The sequence below is a fragment of the Saccharothrix xinjiangensis genome, from assembly GCF_039527585.1.
GTDB lineage: Bacteria > Actinomycetota > Actinomycetes > Mycobacteriales > Pseudonocardiaceae > Actinosynnema > Actinosynnema xinjiangensis.
The window spans coordinates 1-23,830 of record NZ_BAAAKE010000002.1 but is presented as its reverse complement, the minus strand read 5'-3'; the positions used below and the strand labels follow the sequence as shown (position 1 = coordinate 23,830).

The following is a 23,830-nucleotide window of genomic DNA, read 5'->3' as shown; positions in this document are numbered from 1 at the left end:
CGGTGAACTCAGGGGTCCTGAGCGTTCGACACGGTGGTCCTGAGCGTTCGACTCGCGCGTCTTGGAGGTACGACTCGCGCGTCCTGGGGGTACGACTCGCGCGTTCCGGGGGTCAGGCGTCCAGGCGGGTGTGCAGGGCCCGGAGGAGCGGGTCGGCCGCGGTGGGTTTGGACTGGGCGCGCAGGGACTCCTCCAGGACGGCGGCCGCGTCGCCCAGGATCGGGGGTGGCGTGTCGTCGGTGACGAGGGCGCCCGCGCGGCGCACCTCGGACTCGGCGTTGGCCGGGTCGCCGGACTGGAGCAGGAAGCGCGCGCCGCGCACCACCAGGAACGTCTGCCAGTCGACGTCGCCCAGGCGCGCCGCCAGTTCCTCGGCCACGCCGTTCTGCTCGATCGCTCCCGCGTGCTCGCCCGCCTGGCTGTGCAGGAACGCGCGGATCGCGGCGATCCGCGCGGTCAGGTGCGTGCGGTGGTCGGGGTCCTCCACCCGGGGCAGCAGGGTTTCGGCGGCGGTGAGCGTCGCGGCGCACTCGCCGGACTCCTCGTCGGGCAGCGCGGCCGCCGACTCCACCAGCGAGCCCGCGGCCTCGGCGAACTCCGAGACCTCCTGCCACGCCGTCGCCGCGCCCTGGTAGGCCGAGGCGGCCTCCGGGCCGCGGTCCAGCCGCCGCAGCACGCCGGCCAGCTGGTCCAGCACCATCGCCCGCCGGCCCGGCTCGTCCGGCTGGACCAGGCCCAGCGCGGCCTCCAGGTGGCGGCGCGCCGACTCGGACTCGTCCAGCCGCGCGCACACCTGGCCCAGGCGGTAGCGGATGGGCACGACCACGTCCGGGTCCACCTCGCCCGTGTCCACCGCGCGGACCGCTTCCTCCAACGCCTCCGCGGCCTCCACGAACCGGCCGGACTTCAGGTAGCCGCCGGCCAGCGCGTAGCAGGCCTTGGCCACGTCGTCCGGCACGCCCAGCTCGTGGCCCGCGGCGACCGCGTCGCGCAGCTCCACCAGGTGCTCGCCCTCCAGGTCGAGCCGCTGGATCGAGGCGACCCGCTGCCGGTGCGCCTCGGCGGTCCACGGCCCGCGCGGCGCGCCGAACGCCTCGACGAACCGGGTGCCCGTCGCGAGCGCGGCCTCGTCGCCCCGTACGGTCTGGATCTTCAGCAGCAGCCGCAGCGCGTCGAACCGCACGGACGACGGCGGGTCCTCGGCCAGCACGGCGGTGACCTCGTCCTGCGCCTCGCCCAGCCCGCCGGACGCCGCCAGGTGCTGCGCCCGGTCGCACCGCGCCCGCAGCACCAGCTCCGGCACCCGCTCCAGCGCCAGCTCCAGCGCCTCGGCCACGAGGGCGCCCGGACCGCCGTCCGCCTCGTCCAGGTCCCGGTCCTCGGTGACCCGGTCGAACTCCTCCTCGTCGAACCCGGCTTCGTCGAGCTCGCTCTCGTCGAACCCGTCGTCGTCGAGTTCGTCCTCGTCGAGCTCGACCAGCAGGTCGGCCAGCAGCAGCCTGGTGAGCACCCGCGTGTACGGCGTGCCGGCGGCGTCCGCCTCGGCCAGGCACGCGCGCGCCACCTCGACGCCACCCTCCTCGGCGCGCAGCCCGGCGCTCCGCGCCCGGTACCGGTTGGCCAGGTCGTGCTCGCCGCACGCCACCAGCCGGTCCACCGCCGCGTCCAGCTCGACCAGCACCTCCTCCTTGGGGCGCAGGTGGCCGCTGACGATCGCCCGCCGCGCCGCCACCAGCGCGCCCAGCGACTCCGGCAGCAGCGGGTCCAGGTCCGGCGGCAGCGACCGCAGCAGCCGCATCCCGGTGGTGAACTCGCCCCGGTCGAACGCGTCGCACATCCGCCGCGCCAGCTCCACCGGGTCGCCCAGCTCGACCGGTTCCTCGTCGACGGGCGCGGACACCGGCGGCCCGGACACCGGCACGACCAGCTCCACCGGCGTCGAGTCCGGCATCGCCAGGGTCTCCCGGATGCGCCCGCTCACCGCGTCGGAGCCGTTGCGCCGGTCGAACCGGTCCGCGATCTCCAGCGCCCGCTCCTCCAGCAGGGCGCGCAGCCCGGGCGTGGTCAGCACCTCGGCGCCCCCGTCCCGGGGCACGGCGAACTCCTCGTGCTCCGGCGCCCGGCTCAGCAGCAGCGCCGCGCCGGCGGCGAAGTGCATGGCCCGCGACGGGCTGGTGGAGTGGTGCACCCGGTGCAGGTGGCCGCGCAGCAGGTCCACGCCCCGCCGCACGTTGCCCGTCGTCGCGCAGAACACCAGGTGGTCGTCCAGGTAGCCGCTCACCAGGTCGTCGCGCACCAGCCGGTGCGCCACCACGTGCGCCTGGCGGGCCCGCTCCAGGTCGCCCAGCGAGACGAACGCGGGCGCCAGCGTGGTGAGGATGCCCTGGGGCTGGGTGGCGCAGCCGGTGTCCCGCTCCAGCTGGCGCTCGGCGTGCGCGACCGCCTCGGCGTGGCGGCCCTGCCGGATCAGGTGCCCGGCCTGCTCCTCGACGACGCACGCCTCGCAGTCGCTCATCGGGCCGCGCTCGGTCGCCAGGTAGCGCGCGAAGTGCTCCCGGTACGCCGCGTCGTCGCCGACGTGCGAGGCCAGCTCGGTGCGCGCGCCGTGCACGGGCTGCATCGAGTACCCGAGCCGCTGGTAGCGCGACGCGAGCTGGTCGACGAACGAGTTGATCTGCGCCAGGGTGAACCTCGGGTCGGCGACCAGGCCGGACACGATCCACTTGTGCGCCCAGTCGAAGCTGTGCAGCTCCCACTCGTCGAACGCGGTCGGGTCGCGCTGCTCCGCCGTGCCGCACCACGCGAACGGCGCCAGCATCAGGTCGTAGCGGCCGAGGTCGTAGGCCGAGCGGATCAGGGCGATCCGGCAGCTCACCCCCAGCGGCAGGTGGTCCACGGCGTCCGCGGCGCGGGCCGCGCGCTCCAGCGCCTCGTGCCGGGGCATGCCCTCGGGCATGTGGTACGCCTCGACGAACTGCCGCTCGGCGGCACCCTTGTCCGGGTTCATCGGTCCTCTCCAACGGCGCGGTCGAGCAGGTCCAGGAACGAGCGGTTCAGCGCCGCGGTGTCCTTCGGTCGCATCGGGCGCCGCGCCTGGAGCAGGGCGTGCACGTACAGCGACTCGACGGTCAGCTCCACCAGCGCCGGGTCGGTCAGCTGGGTCAGCCTGCGCACCAGCGGGTTGCGGCAGTTGAGCACCAGCCGCTGCGCCGCGCCCGACGCGGACTCCACCAGGCTGCCCAGCAGCTCCGCCCACAGCGGGTCGGCGTCCTCGCCGGCCTGCTGGGCGTCGCGCCTGCGCTCCGCCTCGGCGTTGGTGACCAGCAGCGCGGGCAGCGAGCCGGGGTCGAAGTCGCGCGGCACGGCCTCGCAGTCGTGCCGCTCCAGGACCTCGCGGGCCTGGTCGAGGCGCGCCAGCAAGGCGCGCTCCAGCTCGGGGTCCGGGTCGTCGAGCGCGGCCAGCACCTCGCTCGGCGCCACCCGGCGGGCGGCGGTCGGCCCGTCCAGGGCGACCAGCCGCTCCATGATCTCCACGTCGTAGGCGTAGCCGGCGTCGACCAGGCCCATGCCCTGGGCGTGCGCGACCGGGGCGAGCTGCCGGAACTCGTCCACGTCCGGCACGTAGGCGATCGTGCCGTGCCTGCGGCGGAACTGGCGCAGCGACTGCGGCCCGTCGGTGGTCTCGAACGGGAACCAGCGCTCGACCAGCCGCAGCATGTCGTCGTCCGCCCTGGCCAGGGACTTGATGCCCAGGTGGTGCGCTTCGAGCAGGGCCCGGGTGCGCTCCGGGCTGGTCGCGTCCAGCCGGACCAGCCAGTCCCGGACCTGGCGGCCCAGCTCCTCGCGCACCGCGAGCAGCGTCTCGTCCTGGTAGAGCGCCTCGCGGCTGGCGGTGGGCCGCAGCGACGTGGAGTCGACCACGCAGCGCACGAAGTACGCCCAGTCCGGCAGCAGGCCCTCGATGGCGTCGCCGACCAGCATCCGCTTGAGGTAGACGCGGTGCGACTGCCGCGCGCCGGGGTGCACGCCGCCCGGCAGCACGTAGGCGACGCCGCGCAGGCCGACCGCCGGCACCTCGACCGGGATCGCGTCGAACGGCGCCACGCCCAGCACGCGCTCGCCGTAGGCCCGGGCGTCGTCGAGCCACGGCAGCTCGCCGAGCGTGACGACCTCGTGGTCGACCCGCACGGTCACCGGCAGCAGCTCGCCGTACTCCGCGACCAGGGCGCGCACGACGTCCTTCTCCAACCAGTGCTCGGCGTCGCGGTGCGGCACCAGCTCGATGGTGGTGCCGACCTCGGCGCGCGCGGAGTCGTCGACCTCCACGTCGTAGTTGCCCGTCGCGTCGGCGGTCCAGCGCACCGCCGGCCCGCCGCGCGCCGACCGGCTGGTCAGGCTGATGCGCTCGGCGACCAGGAACGCGGACAGCAGCCCCACGCCGAACTGGCCGAGGAAGCCCTGCCGGGCGAAGCCCAGGTCGTCGCGCTTGGACGTGCGGCCCAGCGTGGAGAGCAGGTCGTGCACTTCGCGCTCGGTCAGGCCGACGCCGGTGTCGGAGATGCGGAGGGTGCCGCCGGCGGACTCGATCGGCTCGATCACCACCTCGCCCGGCGCGTCCGGCTGGAGCGCCCGGCGGGCGGTGATGGCGTCCACCGCGTTCTGGAGCAGCTCGCGCGCGTAGACGCGGGGACCGCTGTAGAGGTGGTGGCTGAGCAGGTCGATGATCCCGCGCAGGTCGACACCGAAGGTGTGGGACATGGAGTGGAGTTCACCTCGGGTCGGATCACGTGGGACGAACGATTCTAGGGTCGGTGCGGCGGCTCGTGACCCGGTTTTGTGCTGATCGCTCGCCGGTGTCCTGCGCGCGTGATCAGATTGCCACGGACCACCGACAATTCCGGCTCGGTCCGGTTGCGATCCGGGATCGGGGTACGAGGTGACCACCGGGGCGCGAGCCGCGCGGAGCGGGCGGTCGCGCTGCTGCCGCCGGCGTGCGCCGGGCCCGGCGCACCCCGGCGGGGGAGTGGCGGACGGCCCGGCGCGACGACCCGCCGGGCGCCGACCGGGAGCTCCTGGCGCCGCGGGGCGAGGACCGCGGGCGGCCCGGACCGCCGGGGGCGGTCGCCTAGGCGGACCTCTTCGGGCCGGTGAGGCCCGATCACCTAGGATCGACCCGCTAACCACCTGTTGTCCGTGACGGGAGCTGTCCACCAACCATGTCCGGAGCCAACGACCCCTACGACCCGAAGCAGGTCGCGGCGCTCTCCCCGGAAGCGCTGGCCACGGCGGTCGAGCAGGCTCGGGAGGCGTTCGCCAAGGCGGCCGACCTCGACGAGCTCGCCGCCGTGAAGCCGAGCCACCTGGGTGACCGCTCGCCGGTGCTGCTGGCGCGCCGCGAGATCGGCGCGCTGCCGCCCGCGGCGAAGTCCGACGCGGGCAAGAGGGTCAACCAGGCCCAGCACGAGGTCAGGCAGGCGTTCGACGAGCGCCGCGCCGAGCTCCAGGCCGAGCGCGACGAGCGCGTCCTCCGCGAGGAGGCGGTCGACGTCACGCTGCCGTGGGACCGCGTCCCGCGCGGCGCCCGCCACCCCATGACCACGCTGGCCGAGCGCATCTCGGACGTGTTCGTGGCCATGGGCTGGGAGGTCGCCGAGGGCCCCGAGGTCGAGGCCGAGTGGTTCAACTTCGACGCGCTGAACTTCGGCAAGGACCACCCCGCCCGGTCCATGCAGGACACCTTCTACGTGGCGCCCGCCGACTCCGGCCTGGTCCTGCGCACGCACACCAGCCCCGTCCAGGCGCGCACCCTGCTGGACCGCGAGCTGCCCGTCTACGTCGTCTGCCCCGGCCGGACGTTCCGCACCGACGAGCTGGACGCCACCCACACCCCGGTCTTCCACCAGGTCGAGGGCCTGGCCGTGGACGAGGGCCTGACCATGGCGCACCTCAAGGGCACGCTCGACGCGTTCGCCCGCGCCATGTTCGGCGAGGGCTCCCGCACCCGGCTGCGCCCGAGCTTCTTCCCCTTCACCGAGCCGTCCGCCGAGGTGGACGTGTGGTTCCCGGAGAAGAAGGGCGGCGCGGGCTGGGTCGAGTGGGGCGGCTGCGGCATGGTCAACCCGAACGTGCTGCGCAACTGCGGCATCGACCCGGACACCTACTCCGGCTTCGCGTTCGGCATGGGCCTGGAGCGCACCCTCCAGTTCCGCAACGGCCTGCCGGACATGCGCGACATGGTCGAGGGCGACGTCCGCTTCACCCAGCCATTCGGAACGGAGGCATGACGGGTGCGCATCCCGGTTACCTGGCTGGTCGAGAACCTCGAGTTCGCCGAGGTCCCGACGCCTGAGCAGCTCGCCGAGGCGTTCGTGCGGATCGGCCTGGAGGTCGAGGACGTCCACGAGCTGAACGGCGTCACCGGTCCGCTCGTCGCGGGCCGCGTGGTCGAGATCGAGGAGCTGACCGAGTTCAAGAAGCCGATCCGCTACTGCCAGGTGGAGGTCGGCCCGGACCAGGTCAACGGCATCGTCTGCGGCGCGTCGAACTTCCGCGAGGGCGACACGGTCGTGGTCGCGCTGCCCGGCGCCGTGCTGCCCGGCGACTTCGCCATCGCCGCCCGCAAGACCTACGGCAGGACGAGCGAGGGCATGATCTGCTCGGCCCGCGAGCTGGGCCTCGGCGACGACCACGCGGGGATCATGGTGCTGCCCAGCGGCACCGCGCAGCCCGGTGACGACGCGGTCGAGCTGCTGGGCCTCGGCGACACCGTCATCGAGGTGGCGCCGACGCCGGACCGCGGCTACGCGTTCTCCGTGCGCGGCCTGGCCCGCGAGCTGGCCTGCGCGTTCGACGTGCCGTTCCGCGACCCGGGCCTGGCCGAGGTCCCCGAGGCCGAGGGCGAGGAGATCCCGGTCATCGTCGAGGACCCCGTCGCGTGCCCGCGGTTCACCGCGCGCCGGGTGACCGGCGTCGACCCGACCGCGCCCACCCCGTGGTGGATGCGCCGCAGGCTGATGCTCGCGGGCATCCGCTCGATCTCGCTGCCGGTGGACATCACCAACTACGTGATGCTGGAGCTGGGCCAGCCGCTGCACGCGTTCAACGGCTCGTCCGTGCGCGGTGGCCTGGTGGTGCGGCGCGCGGCGGCCGGGGAGGAGTTGACCACGCTCGACGAGCAGGTCCGCGCGCTCGACCCGGACGACATCGTGATCGCCGACGACAGCGGCGTGATCTCGCTGGCCGGCGTCATGGGCGGCGCGAGCACCGAGGTGCGCCAGGACAGCTCGGACATCCTGCTGGAGGCGGCGAACTGGGACCCGGCGTCCATCGCCCGCACGGTGCGCCGCCACAAGCTGCCCAGCGAGGCGGCGAAGCGGTTCGAGCGCACCGTCGACCCGGCGCTGGCGCCGGTGGCGCTGGAGCGCGCGGCCCGGCTGCTGGACATGTTCGGCGACGGCGGCATCCGGCCCGGCCGCACGGACGTGGGCGGGTTCGCGCAGCCCGCGCCGGTCTCGATGCCCATCGACCTGCCCGACCGGGTCGCCGGGGTCCGCTACGCGCGCGGCGTGACCGCGCGCCGGCTGGGCCAGATCGGCTGCCAGGTCGAGGTCAGCACCGGTGACGACGGCTCGACCATGGTCACCGCGGTGCCGCCGACCTGGCGCGCGGACCTCACCCAGCCCGCCGACCTGGTCGAGGAGGTGCTGCGGCTGGAGGGCTACGACACGATCCCGTCGGTGCTGCCGCCCGCGCCCGCCGGTCGCGGCCTGACCGAGCAGCAGCGCCGCCGCCGCACGGTCGCCCGCGCGCTGGCCGAGCAGGGCTTCGTCGAGGTCAAGCCGTTCCCGTTCGTCTCGCCCGCGGTGTTCGACGCGCTGGGCCTGCCGCCGGACGACGTGCGGCGGCGCGCGGTGAGCGTGCTCAACCCGCTGGAGGCGGAGAAGCACGCGCTGGCCACCACGCTGGTGCCGGGGCTGCTGGAGACCGTGCAGCGGAACCTGGCGCGCGGTCAGAAGGACCTCGCGGTCTACACGGTGGCCCAGGTGACGCTGCCGCGCGCGGACCCGGCGCCGATGCCCTCCGTCGCGGTGGGCGCGCGCCCGTCGGACGAGGAGCTGGCCTCGCTCCGGGCGGCGCTGCCGCAGCAGCCGGTGCACGTGGCGGCCGTGCTGGCGGGCCACCGCGAGCAGCCGGGCTGGTGGGGCGAGGGCAGGCAGGCGGACTGGGCGGACGCGGTGCAGGCCGCGCGGCTGGTCGGCCAGGCGTACGGGGTGGAGCTGACCACCGCCGCCTCCGACCTGGCGCCGTGGCACCCGGGCCGGTGCGCCGAGCTGCGGGTCGGCGACTGGCCGGTCGGCCACGCGGGCGAGCTGCACCCGAAGGTGGTGGAGGCGCTGGGCCTGCCGAAGCGGACCGCGGCGTTCGAGCTTGACCTGGACGCGCTGCCGCTGGACGACCACCGGCCCGCGCCGGTCGTGTCGGCCTACCCGCCGGTGCTGCTGGACGTGGCCGTGGTCGTCGGCGCGGACGTGCCCGCCGCGCGGGTGGAGCGGGTGCTGCGCACGGGTGGCGGCGCGCTGCTGGAGGACATCCGGCTGTTCGACGTGTACGCCGGCGGTCAGGTGGGCGAGGGCAAGCGGTCCCTGGCGTACTCGCTGCGGTTCCGCGCGGCGGACCGGACGCTGACCGTCGACGAGGCGACCGCGGCGCGCGACGCGGCGGTGGCCGCGGCGGCCGAGCGCTTCGGCGCGGTGCTGAGAGGCTGACGGAGCGTGTCCCGGAACCGCACCCGTGCGGTTCCGGGACTGGTCCGGTCGGGTGAACTCCTGGGGGCCGGCAGCGGGAGAACGTGCAGTTCAGGCTACTTCGGGTGCGGTGTCAAGGGGCCCAAAGACCTGAATTTCCGGGCCGGCCTGGTCCTTGCGCGGATGTTGAACGTTCTCCAAGATTGGTTCCGCGGCCCGCTGGGCCGAGGGGCGAAGCGATGAACCGCCGGACGAGTCTGGTCGCCGGTCCGGCGGGGAGCTAGCGGCGAACCCACCGCCTGGAGCAGCAATCCTAGTGAGGTTGCCTCATGCGCAGCTTGGGTCCGCGGATGGAGATCGCCGTCGCTTCGACGATCCTCGCGGTCGGTGGCGCCGTCGTCGCCGCGATGCACCTGACCTGGCCTGAACCCGAGTTGCCCGCGATGGCGTACTCCGTGAGCAACGCCGAGGCGGGTGTCGCCGGCCTGGAGCCGTTCGAGATCAACGACGTCTCGGGCGCCGCGGTGGAGCTGACGCCGGGCGGCGAGGGCGCGCGGCTGGTGCGGCTGTCCAACCCCAACGAGGTCGACATCGTGGTGCTGACCCTCGAAGCGGAGCCCGGCCAGCCGCTGGACGAGGCGCACAACAGGGTGCCGGGCTGCCCGTCCGGCGTGCTGACCGTCGTGCCGATGGCCGAGCCGGTGCTCATCCCGCCCGCCGGGGCGGTCGACGTGGAGATGGTCGTGCAGATCGCGCACGACGTGCCGGACGCGTGCACGGACCTGGTCTTCCCGCTGACCTACTCCGGGCGCGCCGCCAGGGGCTGACCGCGCGCGGGCCGGGTGGGCCGACGCCCGCCGCGCCACGCGGGCCGCCGCCGTGTGCGAGGCTTCCGGGCATGAGCGCGTACGACTACGACCTGCTCGTCATCGGATCCGGTCCGGGTGGGCAGAAGGCCGCCATCGCGGGCGCGAAGCTCGGGAAGAAGGTCGCGATCGTCGACCGGGCGGACATGGTCGGCGGGGTGTGCCTGAACACCGGCACCATCCCGTCGAAGACCCTGCGGGAAGCCGTCGTGTACCTGACCGGCATGAGCCAGCGCGAGCTGTACGGCGCCAGCTACCGGGTCAAGGAGGACATCACGATCTCCGACCTGCTGGCCCGCACCCGGCACGTGATCGGCCGCGAGGTCCAGGTCGTGCGCGCGCAGCTGCACCGCAACCAGGTCGACCTGCTCACCGGCACGGCCCGGTTCGTCGACGAGCACACCGTGGCCGTCGAGGGCGCGCAGCGCGGCGAGCACCACGTGGTGACCGCCGGGAAGGTCGTGATCGCGGTCGGCACCCGGCCCGCGCGGCCGGAGCAGGTGGACTTCGACGAGGTCAGGGTGCTCGACTCCGACGAGGTGCTGTCGCTGGAGGAGATCCCGTCGTCGCTGGTGGTGGTGGGCGCCGGGGTGATCGGCATCGAGTACGCGTCGATGTTCGCCGCGCTGGGCACCAGGGTGACGGTGGTCGAGCAGCGGGAGCGGATGCTCGACTTCTGCGACCCGGAGATCGTCGAGTCGCTGAAGTTCCACCTGCGCGACCTCGCGGTGACCTTCCGGTTCGGCGAGAAGGTCGTCAACGTCGACGTGGCCGAGAGCGGCACGGTGACCACGCTGGCCAGCGGCAAGCGCATCCCGGCGGCCGCGGTGATGTACTCGGCGGGGCGGCAGGGCAACACCGAGGCGCTGGACCTGGGCAAGGCGGGCCTGGAGGCCGACCGGCGCGGCCGGCTCCAGGTCGACGAGCACTACCGCACCCCCGTCGAGCACATCTACGCGGTGGGTGACGTGATCGGCTTCCCGGCGCTGGCGGCCACGTCGATGGACCAGGGCAGGCTGGCCGTCTACCACGCGTTCGGCGAGGAGGCGCGCGAGCTGACCTCGCTCCAGCCGATCGGCATCTACACCATCCCGGAGATCTCCTACTGCGGCGCCACCGAGGCCGAGCTGACCTCGTCCGCGGTGCCGTACGAGGTGGGGTTGGCCCGGTACCGGGAGCTGGCGCGCGGCTCGATCGTGGGCGACGCCTACGGCATGCTCAAGCTGCTGGTGTCCACCGTGGACCGCAAGCTGCTCGGCGTGCACCTGTTCGGCACCGGCGCGACCGACCTGGTGCACATCGGGCAGGCGGTCATGGCGTGCGGCGGCACGGTGGACTACCTGGTGGACACGGTCTTCAACTACCCGACGCTGTCGGAGGCCTACAAGGTGGCCGCGCTGGACGCGACGAACAAGATCCGGGCGCTCCAGCGGTTCGGCGCCGGCAGCTAGGCGGGCGGTGGAGGGTCCGGGGCGCGCGACCCGGACCCCGGCTGTTCACACCATCAGCTTGACGACGAGGTGCAGGCGCGCGTCGTGGACGTCCCGCAGCGGCGGCACGAGCAGCGTCGGCATCCCGCTCAGCACGCCCGCGCCGTCGTGGGAGGCGCGGTCGCCGACCATCAGCGTCTCCTCGGGCCCGGTGCCCAGCTCGTCGAGCGCGATGCGGAAGATCTCCGGGTCGGGCTTGGCCACGCCGTGCTCGAACGACAGCACGAACGAGCGCACCGGCAGCCCCGCGAACGAGGGCCGGATGTCGAAGTGGACGTCGCTCAGCACGCCGATCCGGACACCGCGCGCGGCCAGCCCGGCCAGGGTCGGCCGCACGTCCACCGCGAACGGGTTCACCGCCGGGTCGCACTCCACCGCGTACAGCGAGTCGGCCAGCTCGCCGTCCAGCCCGGCCGCGCGGAACGCCGCGTAGTAGGTCTCCCGGTGGAGCGCGGCGTCCGCGTCGACGCCCGGCGCGTCCAGCTCCCGCGCGGGCAGCCGCGCCACCACCTCCCCGGCCCGGCCGGGGTCGCGGCCGATCCGCCGCAACGCCTCGGCCACCCACCCGGTGAAGGTGGGCGTGACCACCAACGTGCCCCGCCAGTCGAAGACGACCGCCCGCATCCGCGCTCCTGTTCACCACGAGTAGTTCCGACCTCACCCGGGCGAAGGCTGCCGCATCACTCCGGCGGCTCACTACGTTTTTCACCACGAGCCATCGGGAGGCCGACATGCCGACGCTGCCCCTGCACATGCGACGAGCGGGGTTCGACCCGGCGCCCGAGTTGTCGGCGCAGCGGGACGAAGGGGTCCGCCTGGTGGACGTGCCGCAGGGCGACCGGGTGTGGCTGGTCACCCGGATAGCGGACGTGCGCGAGGTGCTGGGCGACCCGCGGCGGTTCGGCAACTCGCCGCACCACGTGGTGCCGGGCGCGCCCGCGCTGTCCGAGGAGGAGCTGGCCGCGGTGCGGCCGGGCAACCCGCTGGCGTTCGACCCGCCCGAGCACACCCGCCTGCGCAGGCTGGTGGCCGGCGAGTTCACCGGCCGCCGGATGCGGTGGCTGGAGCCGAGGGTCCACGAGGTCGTGCGCGACCGGCTCGACGCGCTGGAGCGCGGCGGCCCGCCCGCCGACCTGGTGACCGGCTTCGCGCTGCCGGTCCCGGCGCTGGTGATCTGCGAGATGCTGGGCGTGCCCTTCGCCGACCGGGACGCGTTCCAGGACCGCTACGCCCGCTTCTTCGACGTGACCCTGGCCTCCGAGGAGCGGCTGGGCATCGCCCTCGAATCCCGCGCCTACCTGGCCGAACTGGCCCGCCGCGCCCGGTCCGCGCCCGGCGACGACCTGCTCGGCACGCTGGTGCGCTCGGACCTGGGCGAGGACGAGGTCGTCGGCCTGGCCGACCTGCTGCTGCTGGCGGGCCACGAGACCACGGCGAACATGCTCTCCCTCGGCGTGGCGACCCTGCTGGCGGAACCCGACCGGCGGGCGCGCCTGCTCGCCGCACCGGAGGTCGTCGTGGAGGAGCTGCTGCGCTGGCTGACCGTCGTGCCCACCGGGGTGCCGCGGATCGCCCTGGTCGAGACGGAGCTGGGCGGTCGGGCGGTGCTCCCGGGCGACCTCGTGATCTGCTCGCTGCCCGCCGCCAACCGGGACCCGGAGCTGGTGCCCGACCCGGACGCGCTGGACCTGGGGCGCCAGGCGGGCAGCCACGTCGCCTTCGGCCACGGCGTGCACCACTGCCTGGGAGCTCCGCTGGCGCGGATGGAGATGCGCATCGCGTTCCAGGCCCTGCTGACCAGGTTCCCGGACCTCCGCGTGGTGTCGACCGACCTGGTCTTCCGCAGCGAGCAGGCCGTGTACGGGCTGGACGAGCTGCTCGTGGAGTGGTGACCGCCCGGCCCGGTCATAGCGAATACATATTTGAGTGACGATGCACCGGCGTGCATACTTATCCGTATGACGTTGCGGATCGCGGTAGCCGGGGCCAGCGGCTACGCCGGGGGTGAAGTCCTGCGGCTCCTGCTCGGCCACCCCGAGGTGGAGATCGGCGCGCTGACCGCCGGCGGCAACGCGGGCACCCGCCTGCTGACCCACCAGCCCCACCTGTTGCCCCTGGCCGACCGGGTGCTCACCGAGACCACGGCCGACGAGCTCAGGGGCCACGACGTCGTGTTCCTCGCGCTCCCGCACGGGCACTCGGCCGAGATCGCCGCCCAGCTCGGCGACGACGTGCTGGTCGTCGACTGCGGCGCCGACCACCGGCTCACCGACCCGGGGGCCTGGGAGCGCTGGTACGGCGGCGCGCACGCGGGCAGCTGGCCCTACGGCCTGCCCGAGCTGCCCGGGCAGCGCGACGAGCTGCGCGACGCCCGGCGCGTCGCCGTCCCCGGCTGCTACCCGACCGTCTCCTCCCTCGCGCTCGCCCCCGCGATCGGCCTGGTCGAGCCCGAGGTCACCGTGGTCGCCGTCTCCGGCACCTCCGGCGCGGGCAAGGCCGCCAAGACCCACCTGCTCGGCTCGGAGGTGATGGGCTCGCTGAGCGCCTACGGCGTCGGCGGCGCCCACCGGCACACCCCGGAGATCGCCCAGAACCTGTCCAAGGTGGCGGGCCGCGACGTGAAGGTCTCCTTCACCCCCGTCCTGGCCCCGCTGCCCCGGGGCATCCTGGCCACCTGCTCGGCCGCCCTCGTCCCCGGCGCCTCCGCCGAGGACGTCCGCGCCGCCTACGAGGAGGCCTACGCGGACGAGCCGTTCGTGCACCTGCTGCCGGAGGGCAGTTGGCCCACCACCGGCGCGGTGCTCGGCTCCAACGCCGTCCAGCTCCAGGTCACCGTCGACCGCGACCTGGACCGGCTCGTGGCGGTCGCGGCGATCGACAACCTGGCGAAGGGCACCGCGGGCGCGGCGGTGCAGTGCATGAACCTGGCGCTCGGCCTGCCGGAGACCACCGGCCTGTCCACCGTGGGAGTGGCACCGTGAACCGCAACAGAGGCGTGACCGGCCCGAAGGGCTTCCGAGCCGCCGGCGTCGCGGCCGGCATCAAGGACTCCGGCGCGCTCGACCTCGCGCTGGTCGTCAACGCCGGCCCCGGCCAGGCCGCGGCCGGCGTGTTCACCACCAACCAGGTCAAGGCCGCGCCCGTGCTGTGGTCGCAGCAGGTGCTCCGGGAGCGCAGGCTGCGCGCCGTGGTGCTCAACTCGGGCGGCGCGAACGCGTGCACCGGCCCCGAGGGCTTCCAGGACACCCACGCCACCGCCGAGAAGGTCGCGGACGTGCTCGGCGTCGGCGCGATCGAGGTGGCCGTCTGCTCCACCGGCCTGATCGGCGAGCGCCTGCCCATGGACGACCTCAGGGCCGGCGTGGAGAAGGCCGCCCAGGAGCTGGCCGACACCGACCGGGCCGGCCTGGACGCCGCCACCGCCGTGATGACCACCGACACCCACCCCAAGCAGTCGTGGCAGGACCACCCGGGCGGCTGGTCCGTCGGCGGCTTCGTCAAGGGCGCGGGGATGCTGTCGCCGAACATGGCCACCATGCTCAGCGTCATCACCACCGACGCGGCGCTCGACGGCGACGCGCTGGACGCGGCCCTGCGGCGGGTCACCGCCCGCACCTACGACCGCCTCGACGTGGACGGCGGCACGTCCACCAACGACACCGTCCTGCTGCTGGCCTCCGGCGCCTCGGGCGCCACCCCGGACCCCGAGGAGTTCGCGAGCGTCCTGGAAGCCGTCGCGCACGACCTGGTCAAGCAGCTCCAGGGCGACGCGGAGGGCATGACCAAGGAGGTGTCGATCACCGTCAACGGCGCGCTCACCGAGGCCGAGGCGGTCGAGGTCGCCAAGACCGTCGCCGAGGACAACCTGGTCAAGACCGCGCTGTTCGGCTCCGACCCCAACTGGGGCCGCATCGCCATGGCCGTCGGCCGCTCGCGGGCCACCGTCGACCAGCACCGGCTGGGCATCGCCATGAACGGCGTCACCCTGTTCGCCGACGGCCACAAGGCCGCCGACCGCGGCGAGGCCGACCTGTCCGGCCGCGACGTCGACATCGTGGTGGACCTCAACCTCGGCGACGGCACGGCCACCGTGCTCACCACCGACCTGTCGCACGGCTACGTCGAAGAGAACAGCGCCTACAGCTCATGACCAGTCCCCGGGACAAAGCGGGCATCCTCATCGAGGCGCTGCCCTGGTTGCAGCGCTTCCGGGACGCGGTCGTGGTCGTCAAGTACGGCGGCAACGCCATGGTGGACGACGAGCTGAAGCGCGCGTTCGCGCAGGACGTGGTGTTCCTCAAGCTCGCCGGCCTGCACCCGGTCGTGGTGCACGGCGGCGGCCCGCAGATCGCCGCCATGCTCAAGCGGCTCGGCATCGCGAGCGAGTTCCGCGGCGGCCTGCGCGTCACCACGCCCGAGGCGATGGACGTGGTCCGCATGGTCCTGGTCGGGCAGGTGCAGCGCGAGCTGGTCGGCCTGGTCAACGAGCACGGCCCGTACGCGGTCGGCCTGTCCGGCGAGGACGCCCGCCTGCTCACCGCGGCCCGCAGGTCCGCCGTGGTGAACGGCGAGCCGGTGGACGTCGGCCTGGTCGGCGACGTCGTGGAGGTCAACCCCGACGCGGTGCTCGACATCGTGCGCGCGGGCCGCATCCCGGTGATCTCCACCGTCGCGCCGGACGCCGACGGCGTGGTGCACAACGTCAACGCCGACACGGCGGCGGGCGCGGTGGCCGTGGCGCTGGGAGCCGAGAAGCTCGTGGTCCTCACCGACGTGGAGGGCCTCTACGCGAACTGGCCGGACAAGAGCTCCCTGCTGCGCCGGGTCCGCGCGGCGCAGCTGGAGGAGATGCTGCCGGGCCTGGACAGCGGGATGGTGCCGAAGATGGAGGCGTGCCTGCGCGCGGTGCGCGGCGGCGTGCCCGAGGCGCACGTGATCGACGGGCGGCTGCCCCACTCGGTGTTGCTGGAGGTCTTCACCTCCGAAGGTGTCGGAACGATGGTCCTGGGGGATGAGGCATGAGCGACCACCAGCAGCGGTGGCAGGCCGCGATGATGAACAACTACGGCACGCCCGGCCTCGCGCTCGTCCGCGGCGAGGGCGCCCACGTGTGGGACGCCGACGGCAACCGCTACCTCGACCTGCTCACCGGCATCGCGGTCAACGCCCTGGGCCACGCCCACCCGGCGGTCGTCGCCGCGGTGACCCGGCAGATCTCCACGATCGGCCACACCTCCAACCTCTACATCAACGAGCCCGCGCTCCGGCTCGCCGAGCGGCTGCTCGACCTGGCCGGCGTCGACGGCGACGGCCGCGTGCTGTTCTGCAACTCCGGCGCCGAGGCCAACGAGGCCGCGCTCAAGCTCAGCCGCCGCACCGGCCGCACCCGGGTCGTCGCGACCGAGGGCGGCTTCCACGGCCGCACCATGGGCGCGCTGGCGCTGACCGGCCAGCCCGCCAAGCAGGACCCGTTCCTGCCGCTGGTGCCGGGCGTCGTGCACATCCCGTTCGGCGACGTGGCCGCGCTGGAGGCCGCGATCGACGACGAGACCGCCGCGTTCGTGGTGGAGCCCATCCAGGGCGAGAACGGCGTGGTCGTGCCGCCGGAGGGCTACCTGGAGGCGGCGCGCCGGATCACCGCCGAGCACGGCGCGCTGCTGGTGCTGGACGAGGTGCAGACCGGTCTCGGCCGGCTCGGCACCTGGTTCGCCTTCCACCAGGCCGGGATCGTGCCGGACGTGATCACCCTGGCCAAGGGCCTCGGCGGCGGCCTGCCGCTGGGCGCGTGCATCGCCGTCGGCCCGGCCAAGGACCTGTTCGGCCCCGGCCACCACGGCACCACGTTCGGCGGCAACCCGGTGTGCTGCGCCGCCGCGCTCGCCGTGCTCGACACGATCGCCGCCGACGGCCTGCTGGAGCACGCCGCCGCGGTCGGCAAGGAGATCGCGACGGGCGTCGAGCGCCTGGACCACCCGCTCATCTCCGGTGTGCGGGGCGCCGGCCTGCTGCTCGGGATCACGCTGCGCGAGGCGGTCTCGGCGAGGGCCGCTGCGGCCGCGCAGCAGGCCGGCTTCTTGATCAACCCGATCCAGCCGGACGTCATCCGGCTGGCGCCGCCCCTCGTGCTCGACGAAGCCGACGCGCACCGCGTCGTCGCCGAGCTCCCGAACTGGCTGGAGTCCTGACGTGGTCCGGCACTTCCTGCGCGACGACGACCTCGACCCCGCCGAGCAGGCGGAGGTCCTGGACCTGGCCGACACGTTCAAGGCCGACCGGCTGGGCGCCAAGCCGCTGGCCGGGCCCAAGTCGGTGGCGGTGATCTTCGAGAAGAACTCCACCCGCACCAGGCTGTCGTTCGAGGTGGGCATCACCCAGCTCGGCGGCCACCCGGTGATCATCGACGGCCGGTCCATGCAGCTGGGCCGGGAGGAGACCATAGAGGACACCTCCCGCATCCTGTCCGGCTACGTGGACGCCGTGGTGTGGCGGACCTTCGCCCAGAAGCGCATCGAGGCGATGGCCTCGGTGTCCCGCGTCCCGGTGATCAACGCCCTGACCGACGAGTTCCACCCGTGCCAGGTGCTGGCCGACCTCCAGACGATCCGGCTGCGGCACGGGGCGCTCGCCGGCCTCACCGTCACCTACCTGGGCGACGGCGCGAACAACATGTCGCACTCGATGCTGCTCGGCGGCGCCACCGCGGGCATGCACGTGCGCATCGCCGCGCCCGAGCACTTCGCGCCGGAGCCGTGGGCCCTGGCGGCGGCGAAGGGGCGCGCCGCGGAGACCGGCGGCAGCGTCGAGGTCGTCGTCGACCCGCGCGCCGCCGTGGACGGCGCGGACGTGCTGGTCACCGACACCTGGACGTCCATGGGCCAGGAGAACGACGGCCGCGACCGCGTCGGCCCGTTCCGGCCCTACCAGGTCAACGCGGAGCTGGTGGCGTCCACCGGCGTGCGCACGACCGTGCTGCACTGCCTGCCCGCCCACCGCGGCTGGGAGATCACCGACGAGGTGCTCGACGGCCCGGACAGCGCGGTGTGGGACGAGGCCGAGAACCGCCTGCACGCCCAGAAGGCCCTGCTGGTGTGGTTGCTGGAGCGGTCGCGGTGACCAGGACCGCGCGGCAGGCCCGCATCGTCGAGCTGATCTCCCAGCGCGCCATCCGCAGCCAGTCCGAGCTGGCGAAAACGCTTGCGGTGGAGGGCATCGAGGTCACCCAGGCCACGCTGTCGCGCGACCTGGACGAGCTGGGCGCGGTCAAGCTGCGCGGTCCCGACGGCGGCGCGCCCGTCTACGTCATCCCCGAGGACGGCAGTCCCGTGCGCGGCGTGCAGGGCGGCACCACCCGCCTCGTGCGCCTGCTCGGCGAGCTGCTGGTGTCCGTGGACCACTCCGGCAACCTCGCGGTCCTGCGCACCCCGCCGGGCGCGGCCCAGTTCCTGGCCAGCGCGCTGGACCGGGCCGCGCTGCACGACATCGTCGGCACCATCGCGGGCGACGACACCATCCTCGCCGTGGCCAGGGAACCGCTCACCGGCTCGGACCTGGCGGCCCGCGTGACCGCGCTCGCCGCGGGCGAGGGCGCGGGGGAGGACCACGGCTGAGCGGGTCGCGCCCGCCCGCGGCAGCCGGCCGTGGTACGACTTCGCCCTCGCCACCTGACGAGGGCGGCACCGGCACCATCACAGCGAAGAGGATTTGACCAAGTGAGTTCCTTGTGGGGCGGGCGGTTCGCCGGCGGACCTGCGGAGGCGATGGCGCGGCTGTCGCTGTCCACGCACTTCGACTGGCGACTCGCCCCCTACGACATCCGGGGTTCCCGCGCGCACGCCCGCGTCCTGCACGACGCGGGCCTGCTGACCGAGGACGAGCTGGCGCGGATGCTGGCGGCGCTGGACGCCCTGGAGGCCGACGTCGCCTCCGGCGCGTTCACCCCCGTGTTGGCCGACGAGGACGTGCACACCGCCCTCGAACGCGGCCTGATCGACCGGGCCGGGCCCGAGCTGGGCGGCAAGCTGCGCGCCGGCCGGTCCCGCAACGACCAGGTGGCCACGCTGTTCCGGATGTGGCTGCGCGACGCCGCCAAGCGCGTCGCCGACGGCGTGCTGGACGTGGTGGACGCGCTGGCCGGCCAGGCCGCCGAGCACCCGACCGCCGTCATGCCCGGCCGCACGCACCTCCAGTCCGCGCAGCCCGTGCTGCTCGCGCACCACCTCCTGGCCCACGGCCAGGCCCTGCTGCGCGACGTGGACCGGCTGCGCGACTGGGACAAGCGGGCCGCCCTGTCCCCGTACGGCTCCGGCGCGCTGGCCGGCTCGTCGCTGGGCCTGGACCCGGCCAAGGTCGCCGAGGAGCTGGGCTTCGACGGCCCCGTGGAGAACTCGATCGACGGCACCGCGTCCCGCGACTTCGCCGCCGAGATCGCGTTCGTGCTGGCCATGATCGGCGTGGACCTGTCCCGGATCGCCGAGGAGGTGATCATCTGGACCACCGCCGAGTTCCGCTTCGCGGTGCTCGACGACGCCTGGGCCACCGGCAGCTCGATCATGCCGCAGAAGAAGAACCCCGACGTGGCCGAGCTGACCCGCGGCAAGTCCGGCCGGCTCATCGGCAACCTCACCGGCCTGCTGGCGACCCTGAAGGCCCAGCCCCTGGCCTACAACCGGGACCTCCAGGAGGACAAGGAGCCCCTGTTCGACTCGGTCGAGCAGCTGGAGCTGCTGCTCCCCGCGCTGACCGGCATGATCGCCACGATGCGGTTCGACACCGCCCGCACGGCCGAGCTGGCGCCCGCCGGGTTCACCCTGGCCACCGACATCGCCGAGTGGCTGGTGCGGCGGGGCGTGCCGTTCCGCGTCGCCCACGAGGCGGCGGGCGAGTGCGTCCGCGCCGCCGAGACCCGCGGCGCCGGCCTGGAGGACCTGACCGACGAGGAGTTCGCCGCGATCTCGCCCGCGCTGACGCCCGAGGTGCGCGACGTGCTGACCGTGGAGGGCTCCATCGCCTCCCGCGACGCCCACGGCGGCACCGCCCCCGACCGCGTCGCCGAGCAGCTGAAGACGCTGCGCGACAGGGTGTCCGTTGCCCGACGCGCCTAGGCGGCTCACCGAGCAGGAGCTGGCCGTCGACCCGGTCGACGCGGCGCGGCTCCTGCTCGGCAGCACCGTGGAGTCGACCGGGCCGGACGGCGTGGTGGGCGTGCGGATCGTGGAGGTCGAGGCCTACCGGGGCGGCGACGACCCGGCCTCCCACTGCTACCGGGGCCGGACACCGCGCAACGACGTCATGTTCGGGCCCGCCGGCCGGCTCTACGTGTACTTCGTCTACGGGATGCACTTCTGCGCCAACGTCGTGTCGCTCACCGACGGGGTGCCCGGCGCGGTGCTGCTGCGCGCGGGCGAGGTGGTCACCGGCGTCGAGCGGGCGCGGGCCCGCCGCCCGGCCGCCCGCAGCGACGCGGAGCTGGCCAAGGGCCCGGCGCGGCTGACCGGCGTGCTCGGCCTGACCCGCGCCGACAACGGCCTCGACCTGACCGCGCCGGACTCGTCCGTGCGGCTGCTGGCGGGCGACCCCGTCGACCCGGGGAAGATCCGCACCGGCCCGCGCGTGGGCGTGGCCGTCGCGGTGGACGTGCCGTGGCGCTTCTGGCTCGACTCGCCCGCCGTCAGCACCTACCGCCGCGGCACCCGCCGCACCCGCTGAGAGCACCGGGGAACCCGGGGCAGACCTGGGGGCACGCGTGTGCCGGGGCGACCTGCCCAGCGCACCGGCCACCTGCCTACCAGCGCGTGCCCCACCCCGGCTCCCGGCCCACCCGGCCCGGGCTGCCGCCGTCCACGCCGGGACCCGCGGGCGACCCGGCCAGGTGCTGCCGGTCGACCACCAGGACAGCCTGGTGCAGCCGGTCGCCCCCTCGGTCACCGAGGAGGCGGCCGGACCGGCCGCCCGCGGGCCTGGCCGTCGCCCGGCCGGCCGGGATCGCCGGGCAGGACCGGGGCCGGGCAGGGCTCGCCGACCCGCGCCGCCGAGTGGGCGGGGTGGCTCGCCGCGCCGGTGGACGTGGAGGTGGTCCGCGGCTCCCGCCAGGCCCTAGACCTCGCCGAACACGTACGTGCCGGGCGCGTCCGCGTCGTCGCCCGCCCAGAACTCCACCCAGTGGCCGGCGAACTCCGCCTTCGAGATGTGCCCGTCGCCGTTGAGGTCCAGGCGCGCGAACCCGGCGTCGGTCGGCGCGTCGTCGCCCGTCCAGGCGTGGATCATGCGGCCGTACTCCTCCGCCGAGATCTCACCGTCGCCGTCCTCGTCCACCGCCTCGAACATCGACTCGGCGGTGGCCACCACGAGGTCGAGCATGGTGCCCAGGTTGTCGACCGCGAGCAGCACCTCGTCCAGCGTGACCTTCCGGTCGCTGTTCTCGTCGGACGCCGCGTGCAGCGCCTCCCACCAGCGCATCATCAGCTCGCGCAACCGGTCCGACCCGGCCTCGCCCCGGATGCCCGCCCACCGGTCCGTCAGCGCCTCGAAGTCCGCGCGCTCCAGGAAACCATCACCGTTCACGTCCATCGCGGTGAACACGACAGAGGTCTTCTTCCGCTGCAAGTCGCTGGCCACGCAAGCAAACTTGGCGGGGGAAACCGGCAAGGACAATTGACCAGCCGGGGCAAACCCGCGTGCGTGAGGGTGAACGCGCCGTGACGGTCGGTAGCACCGGGACGAACCGGGCGAGGTGATCGAGTTCCCGTCCCGCCGCCGGCCCCGCGCGGGCCACGCGCACGGCGCGACCAGGCCGTCCCGCCGCCGACCCCGCGCACGGCGCGCGCCGTGCCGTCCCCGCCGCGCTCACCGACCCCCTCCCGCCGGCGCGGGACCCCGACCGGCTGCCCGAACCGGGCACCGGCTCGAACCGCGTTGACCAGGTGCGGGACAATGGCCCGCGTGAGCGAGCACATCCTCGACGAGCTGTCCTGGCGCGGCCTGATCGCGCAGTCCACCGACCTCGACGCACTCCGGGAGGACCTGGACTCCGGCCCGCTCACCCTCTATGCCGGTTTCGACCCGACCGCGCCCAGCCTGCACGCCGGCAACCTCGTCCCGCTGCTCATGCTGCGCCGCTTCCAGCGCGCCGGGCACCGGCCCATCGTCCTGGCCGGCGGCGCCACCGGCATGATCGGCGACCCCCGCGACACCGGCGAGCGGACCCTCAACTCCGAGGACACGGTCAAGGACTGGGTCGGCCGCATCCGGGGCCAGCTGGAGCGGTTCGTCGAGTTCGACGACGGCCCCACCGGCGCGATCATCGTCAACAACCTCGACTGGACCGGCGACATGCCGGTGCTGGAGTTCCTCCGCGACGTCGGCAAGCACTTCTCGGTCAACGTCATGCTCGCCAGGGAGACGGTCAAGCGCCGCCTCGACGGCGAGGGCATGTCCTACACCGAGTTCAGCTACCTGCTCCTCCAGTCCCACGACTACCTGCGGCTCCACCGCCGGCACGGCACCAGGCTCCAGATCGGCGGCTCCGACCAGTGGGGCAACCTGGTCGGCGGCGTCGACCTGATCCGCAAGGTCGAGGGCCGCTCCGTGCACGCCCTGACCGCGCCCCTGGTCACCGACGCCGAGGGCCGCAAGTTCGGCAAGTCCACCGGCGGCGGCAACGTCTGGCTCGACCCCGCGATGACCTCGCCGTACGCCTGGTACCAGTACTTCGTCAACGTGGGCGACGCCGACGTGATCCGGTACCTGCGGCTGTTCACCTTCCTGACCAAGGAGGAGGTCGCCGAGCTGGAGCGGCAGACCACCGAGGCGCCGCACCTGCGCGCCGCGCAGAAGAAGCTGGCCGAGGAGTTCACCAACCTCGTGCACGGCGAGCACGAGACGCGCCAGGTGATCGCGGCGAGCCAGGCCCTGTTCGGCCGGGGCGAGCTGCGCGAGCTGGACGCGTCCACGCTGGCCGCCGCGATGGCCGAGGTGCCCACCGGGGAGGTGCGCCTGGCCGACGAGCCGACCGTCGTCGACCTGCTGGTGACCTCCGGGCTGGCCGACAGCAAGGGCGCGGCGCGGCGCACCGTCAAGGAGGGCGGCGCGTACGTGAACAACGCGAAGGTCGCCGACGAGGAGTGGCGTCCCGCCAAGGAGGACCTGCTGCACGGCGAGTGGCTGGTGGTCCGGCGCGGCAAGCGCAACACCGCCGGGATCAGGGCGCACGCCTGACCTGCGAGGGAAGCCCGATGACGGCCGCCGGTCCCCCCGTGGACCGGCGGCCGTCGTCATCTCTTGGTGTGATCGCGGTCACACTGTTGCGCGAGAAGCGGGTCGGATAGCGTGGAGGCGAGTGCTGCACGGGCTGCTGACCTGCGGTTTCAGTCCGTGGAGCGCTGCTGTGCCCCCGATTTGACCCTGCCTTCGGCTGCGTGTAACTTTCTCCATGTCAGCGCGGAACGGGCCGGGAAGCCGGAGCGGAGCGCGGCAGGTCACGAACCAAGCTCCCGCCTGGTGTGGTAGAGTGGGTGACCTCGAAACGGAAGACCCAGCCAGGGCCCTGAGGGCCTGTTCGGCCAGGGCGTCTGGTTTCACAACAAGCTTTGACGAATGACAAGCCTCTGAGCGAGCCGTGTGAACGGTGAGCGACGATGAGCGCGTGTTCTTTGAGAACTCAACAGCGTGCCGAATAGCCAGTAAATTTATGATCCTCGTCAAGAGGATTCCTTTGAGATTGTTACTGGACAGC

18 protein-coding genes are annotated in these 23,830 nt (G+C 73.8%); 14 read left to right on the top strand and 4 right to left on the bottom strand.

The window, feature by feature from the left end; genetic code table 11:
- Window positions 1–112 precede the first annotated feature (112 nt).
- Both ABD223_RS05355 and ABD223_RS05350 read right to left on the bottom strand, forming a co-directional pair.
- The gene (locus tag ABD223_RS05355; RefSeq protein WP_344034759.1) at window positions 113–3,007 is read right to left on the bottom strand and encodes a hypothetical protein; all 2,895 of its coding nucleotides are present in this window, start codon (window positions 3,005–3,007) and stop codon (window positions 113–115) included.
- Window positions 3,004–4,758 carry an HSP90 family protein gene (locus tag ABD223_RS05350; RefSeq protein ID WP_344034758.1) on the bottom strand — a complete coding sequence of 585 codons (1,755 nt, stop codon included), beginning with the start codon at window positions 4,756–4,758 and terminating at the stop codon, window positions 3,004–3,006. Before ABD223_RS05350 ends, ABD223_RS05355 begins: the two co-directional genes overlap by 4 nt.
- A 458-nt stretch (window positions 4,759–5,216) precedes the next feature.
- On the opposite strand from ABD223_RS05350, the gene pheS reads away from it, so the two are divergent.
- The 4 genes from pheS (at window position 5,217) to sthA (ending at window position 11,061) form a co-directional block, all read left to right on the top strand.
- Complete coding sequence (gene pheS, locus ABD223_RS05345; protein WP_344034756.1) at window positions 5,217–6,284, top strand: phenylalanine--tRNA ligase subunit alpha; 1,068 nt, start codon at window positions 5,217–5,219, stop codon at window positions 6,282–6,284.
- A gap of 3 nt (window positions 6,285–6,287) precedes the next feature.
- On the top strand, window positions 6,288–8,765 hold the full coding sequence (gene pheT / locus ABD223_RS05340; RefSeq protein WP_344034755.1) for a phenylalanine--tRNA ligase subunit beta: 2,478 nt from the start codon (window positions 6,288–6,290) through the stop codon (window positions 8,763–8,765).
- A 308-nt stretch (window positions 8,766–9,073) separates the two neighbouring features.
- A complete protein-coding gene (locus ABD223_RS05335) occupies window positions 9,074–9,571 on the top strand; it encodes a hypothetical protein (protein WP_344034754.1) in 498 nt (165 codons plus the stop codon).
- A gap of 71 nt (window positions 9,572–9,642) precedes the next feature.
- A complete protein-coding gene (gene sthA / locus ABD223_RS05330; RefSeq protein WP_344034753.1) occupies window positions 9,643–11,061 on the top strand; it encodes a Si-specific NAD(P)(+) transhydrogenase in 1,419 nt (472 codons plus the stop codon).
- 45 nt (window positions 11,062–11,106) lie between these two features.
- Here sthA and ABD223_RS05325 read toward each other — a convergent pair whose 3' ends face one another.
- Window positions 11,107–11,724 (bottom strand): HAD family hydrolase, encoded by a 618-nt coding sequence (locus ABD223_RS05325; protein ID WP_344034752.1) that lies wholly within the window; start codon window positions 11,722–11,724, stop codon window positions 11,107–11,109.
- A 107-nt stretch (window positions 11,725–11,831) separates the two neighbouring features.
- Between ABD223_RS05325 and ABD223_RS05320 the strand changes: the two genes are divergently transcribed.
- The 9 genes from ABD223_RS05320 (at window position 11,832) to ABD223_RS05280 (ending at window position 20,805) form a co-directional block, all read left to right on the top strand.
- Window positions 11,832–12,992, top strand: a complete 1,161-nt coding sequence (locus ABD223_RS05320) for a cytochrome P450 (protein ID WP_344034751.1) — start codon at window positions 11,832–11,834, stop codon at window positions 12,990–12,992.
- Window positions 12,993–13,058: 66 nt separating this feature from the next.
- Window positions 13,059–14,081: an N-acetyl-gamma-glutamyl-phosphate reductase gene (gene argC / locus ABD223_RS05315; protein WP_344034750.1), complete on the top strand. Its 1,023-nt coding sequence runs from the start codon at window positions 13,059–13,061 to the stop codon at window positions 14,079–14,081.
- Window positions 14,078–15,250, top strand: coding sequence for a bifunctional glutamate N-acetyltransferase/amino-acid acetyltransferase ArgJ (argJ, locus tag ABD223_RS05310; protein WP_344034749.1), 1,173 nt, complete (start codon window positions 14,078–14,080; stop codon window positions 15,248–15,250). Before argC ends, argJ begins: the two co-directional genes overlap by 4 nt.
- Window positions 15,247–16,122, top strand: a complete 876-nt coding sequence (gene argB / locus ABD223_RS05305; protein WP_344034748.1) for an acetylglutamate kinase — start codon at window positions 15,247–15,249, stop codon at window positions 16,120–16,122. Before argJ ends, argB begins: the two co-directional genes overlap by 4 nt.
- Window positions 16,119–17,285 (top strand): acetylornithine transaminase, encoded by a 1,167-nt coding sequence (locus tag ABD223_RS05300; RefSeq protein ID WP_344034747.1) that lies wholly within the window; start codon window positions 16,119–16,121, stop codon window positions 17,283–17,285. The genes argB and ABD223_RS05300 overlap by 4 nt, the downstream gene beginning before the upstream one ends.
- Window position 17,286: 1 nt before the next feature.
- Entirely contained in the window at window positions 17,287–18,213 is a 927-nt protein-coding gene (gene argF / locus ABD223_RS05295) for an ornithine carbamoyltransferase (RefSeq protein ID WP_344034746.1), read from the top strand.
- Entirely contained in the window at window positions 18,210–18,707 is a 498-nt protein-coding gene (locus ABD223_RS05290) for an arginine repressor (protein WP_344034745.1), read from the top strand. Before argF ends, ABD223_RS05290 begins: the two co-directional genes overlap by 4 nt.
- Before the next feature lie 54 nt (window positions 18,708–18,761).
- On the top strand, window positions 18,762–20,201 hold the full coding sequence (gene argH, locus ABD223_RS05285) for an argininosuccinate lyase (RefSeq protein ID WP_344035358.1): 1,440 nt from the start codon (window positions 18,762–18,764) through the stop codon (window positions 20,199–20,201).
- Window positions 20,185–20,805 (top strand): DNA-3-methyladenine glycosylase, encoded by a 621-nt coding sequence (locus ABD223_RS05280; protein WP_344034744.1) that lies wholly within the window; start codon window positions 20,185–20,187, stop codon window positions 20,803–20,805. Before argH ends, ABD223_RS05280 begins: the two co-directional genes overlap by 17 nt.
- Before the next feature lie 387 nt (window positions 20,806–21,192).
- On the opposite strand, the gene ABD223_RS05275 is transcribed toward ABD223_RS05280, so the two are convergent.
- Window positions 21,193–21,714: an EF-hand domain-containing protein gene (locus ABD223_RS05275; RefSeq protein ID WP_344034743.1), complete on the bottom strand. Its 522-nt coding sequence runs from the start codon at window positions 21,712–21,714 to the stop codon at window positions 21,193–21,195.
- A 324-nt stretch (window positions 21,715–22,038) separates the two neighbouring features.
- On the opposite strand from ABD223_RS05275, the gene tyrS reads away from it, so the two are divergent.
- Window positions 22,039–23,313: a tyrosine--tRNA ligase gene (gene tyrS, locus ABD223_RS05270; protein ID WP_344034742.1), complete on the top strand. Its 1,275-nt coding sequence runs from the start codon at window positions 22,039–22,041 to the stop codon at window positions 23,311–23,313.
- The last annotated feature ends 517 nt before the right edge of the window (window positions 23,314–23,830 follow it).